3 protein-coding genes and 1 pseudogene are annotated in these 3,300 nt (G+C 43.9%); 2 read left to right on the top strand and 2 right to left on the bottom strand.

Translation table 11 applies throughout. The annotated features are described in order from the left end of the window. Positions 1-699, top strand: a 699-nt coding sequence (locus IQ242_RS20245; RefSeq protein WP_228021115.1) for a cell wall metabolism sensor histidine kinase WalK, incomplete at its 5' end; no start/stop codon positions are given. Between the two features lie 68 nt (positions 700-767). Here IQ242_RS20245 and mutL read toward each other — a convergent pair. Continuing rightward, the gene (mutL, locus tag IQ242_RS20250) at positions 768-2,420 is read right to left on the bottom strand and encodes a DNA mismatch repair endonuclease MutL (RefSeq protein WP_193961191.1); all 1,653 of its coding nucleotides are present in this window, start codon (positions 2,418-2,420) and stop codon (positions 768-770) included. Positions 2,421-2,432: 12 nt separating this feature from the next. Continuing rightward, complete coding sequence (locus IQ242_RS26820) at positions 2,433-2,561, bottom strand: element excision factor XisI family protein (RefSeq protein ID WP_002770124.1); 129 nt, start codon at positions 2,559-2,561, stop codon at positions 2,433-2,435. Positions 2,562-2,794: 233 nt separating this feature from the next. On the opposite strand from IQ242_RS26820, the pseudogene IQ242_RS20260 reads away from it, so the two are divergent. Continuing rightward, positions 2,795-3,112 (top strand): annotated as a pseudogene (locus IQ242_RS20260) (DUF4164 domain-containing protein). Positions 3,113-3,300: the final 188 nt, after the last annotated feature.

Here is a 3,300-nt window from a genome sequence, read left to right on the forward strand (position 1 = left end):
AGTTTAGCCGATGTGGAAAAACGGCGCCAGGAATTAATCGGTGATCTTACCCACGAATTACGCACCCCTTTAACTGTGGTACGGGGATATTTAGAAGAATTAGCCGATGGTGCGATTGAACCTAATCCAGAACTTTATCAGAAATTAGTGAAAGAAACCCGCAGGTTAGAACGTTTAACCCACGATCTACAGGAGCTATCGCGAGCGGAATCTGGTTATCTCTCGATTAAACTGCAACCTGTTAATTTATTACCTTTGTTAAATTCTCTCATCGAAAAATTTGCCGATCAATTATTAGAAGATGGACCGACTTTACAGTTAGATTGTCCCCCCAATTTACCATCTGTCATGGCCGATCCCGATCGCCTCGAACAAATCTTAGTTAATCTGCTCGGTAATGCCATTCGTTACACTGATAATGGTGCAATTACCCTGCAAGTGACAAGGGACAAAAACCACCTACAAATTGCCGTTATCGATACGGGAATCGGCATCGCAGCCGAGGATTTACCCTTTATTTTCGAGCGCTTTTGGCGGGCCGATCGTTCTCGTTCCCGTTATTCTGGGGGTAGTGGTATTGGTTTGGCGATTACCCGTCGTTTAGTGGAATTACACCAAAGTCAAATCGAGGTGGAAAGTGAATTAGGTAAAGGCAGCACTTTCCGTTTTTCCCTAGCAATATCTCCCAATTTTCAGTGAACAGTAATCAGTAATCAGTAAACTGAAAACTCACATCTGATAACTGATAACTGATAACTGATAACTGATTAAATGCCGTGACTTTTGCCGATTACCCAATGACGACGGAAGAAGCGAGCGAGCGAAGTTTCTTCTAAGGATAAGTAAATCGGTCTTCCGTGGGGACAGGTGCGGGGATTACGGGTATTTTGCCAATCATCGAGTAAATTCTGCATTTCTTCCAAACTCAAAGCTGTACCGTTGCGGATAGCACTCCGGCAAGCGGTAGCCACCTGAGCGGTTTGTAAATCCCCCCCTAAACTTAATTCTAGTAAAGCATCAGCCCGATCCTCCCGTTCTTTTAGTAGAACAGGAATACTACGAATTGCCCAAGAGCGATCGCCAAAACTAGCAATTTCTAATCCTAAACGTTGTAATTGTTCGATTTGTCGAGTAGTTAACTGATTTAAGATGATCGGAGTATCTAACGGCACGATTTCCCAGTTATCCTCTAAACGTTCGTACAAAACCCGCTCATGGGCAATATGTTGTTCGACTAACCATAATCCGTGAGGATGTTCGGCAACTATGTAAGTTTGGTGAATTTGGGCTACTGCCTTTAATTCCAGCCGATTTTTCGAGGATTTCTCCCCTATTGTATAGGTGCTTTTTTCTTCGGCAGCCTTGAGAATTTGACTGACGCGCTGATTTTGCGCTTTTTCGGGTATATGTTCGGGATTTAGTCCTAACGCCTTGTCTATGGCTGAAATTATCTGTTCTTGCCAAAAAATGAGGTTATGCAGGTATATTTCCGCTTTAGCTGGGTGACGATTCCAATCGATCGAACGAGGGTTAAGATGTAGATGGAGAAAACAAACGGGATAGCGATCTTTAGGGACTGTGCGAGCGAAAGCTTCAAATATTGCCTGTTCTAACTCCGATGAGCGCACCATTCGCCCATTAACAGCAATTCTAACCCAATCCGGTTGATGGCGAGAAATGCGATCGGGCAAACCAATGACTAATTCAATTTGAGCAGATTCTGCGTCAGGAGTCGTTAAGTCAAGTTTTAGGGATGCTAAATCGTTAAAATGCAGAGATTTAACTAATTGGGGTAATATTTGACTGGCATCCTTACCCGGACTAATGCGTAACCAATCTTGATGATCTTGGAAAACCTGCCAAGTAATTTGGGGATGACAGAGAGCAAAATTATGAATTAAAGTCTGTATATCCTTTAATTGTTTGCTAATTGACGGTAAAGCTTGACGACGGACAGGAAAGTTACCAAAGAGATTCTCTACCGTCACGATAGTGCCGATAGCTATAGGAATCGTTTCTAAATTATCCGGCTCGCCCTGGTGATTGTAAAGACAATAACAACCCAAATCATCGTCATGGCGACTGGCAACCCGCAGATGCGCCACCTGTGCGATACTGTGCAAAGCTTCACCACGGAATCCGAGACTGGTAATCTGCCAAAGATCGTCCCGTTGGCGGATTTTGCTGGTACTGTGGGCATAGCTACACAGTTGCAAATCTTCTCTAGACATTCCTCTGCCGTTATCCGATACTTGTATTCGCCAGTTTTGGGGAAATATATCGATGGTAATCCTATCTGCCCCCGCATCAATGGCATTTTCGACTAATTCTCGCACCACAGCGCCTAAAGAGTCGATTACCTCTCCTGCGGCAATTAAATCGATTACGTCTTGGGGTAAAACTTGTATGGGCAAGGTCATCAATTAATGGTTTTAGCCAAGGGCAAACTCGGTATATTGTCGCACAGGGGGCCCATGGTAAGCTAAAACGATGTCTTGTTTGGGGACTCCCCTAGCTACCAATTTATCGCCAATCGCTGCTACCGTGCCGTCCTGCTGCACCCAGATTTTATTGTTAATAATATCAACGGCAATTATACAGCCCTAAATGCGCGTGCTGCTGTCCCCGTAACCGAATCAAAAACTGTTTCAGTTTTGACGGGATCACTAGGCTCTCTCAGTAGGGAATCTGATTTTTGCCAATTACTGTTTGAAAGAGTCCCCGACCGAGAAAATATTGATAGAGTATTGATTAGGAGACTAGGAAAAATTCAACTTTAAGAGGATTGTCACTGATGACAGCAGTTACCGAGAATGATCTGAAAAGGTTAGAAGATTTAATCGTTAGCGGACAGAAAGCGATCGAATCCCGACTAACAGCGATCGAGTCCCGACTGACAAACCTAGAAAATGGACAGAAAGCGATCAAAAACAGTCTAGGAGAAATTAAAGGAGATATTAAGACCTTGGATGCCAAAGTTACGGGACTAGAAAAGCGGGTTGACGATCTCAACGCATAAGTCAACATTACCACCATTGGATTCCTTAGCATTGTCGGCATTTTGGTGAGAGGAATGCTGACTATTGCCGGCAAAACAGTCTTTTTTCCCTAGTCCCTAGAATGATACTAAATCCTGTGGAAAAGGTATAGGAGAGTGGGGGAGCGCCGAAGCACTGGAGCGGGAAAAACAATCGATAACTTGGCAGTTAATCATACTATTAAAAACGGATTTGGTATAAGACGGCCCAAATAAGGTTTGCTGAAAAAGTTTTTCCTGGGGGCAGGGTGTAGGGTGTGGGG

Origin of the sequence: Microcystis sp. LEGE 08355 (assembly GCF_015207185.1) — a bacterium.
Classification (GTDB): Bacteria; Cyanobacteriota; Cyanobacteriia; order Cyanobacteriales; family Microcystaceae; genus Microcystis; species Microcystis panniformis.

What these genes read in the sequence shown, in the direction of transcription:
- mutL (WP_193961191.1), bottom strand. Translation starts at nt 2,420, where the DNA reads ATGACCTTGCCCATACAAGTTTTACCCCAAGACGTAATCGATTTAATT.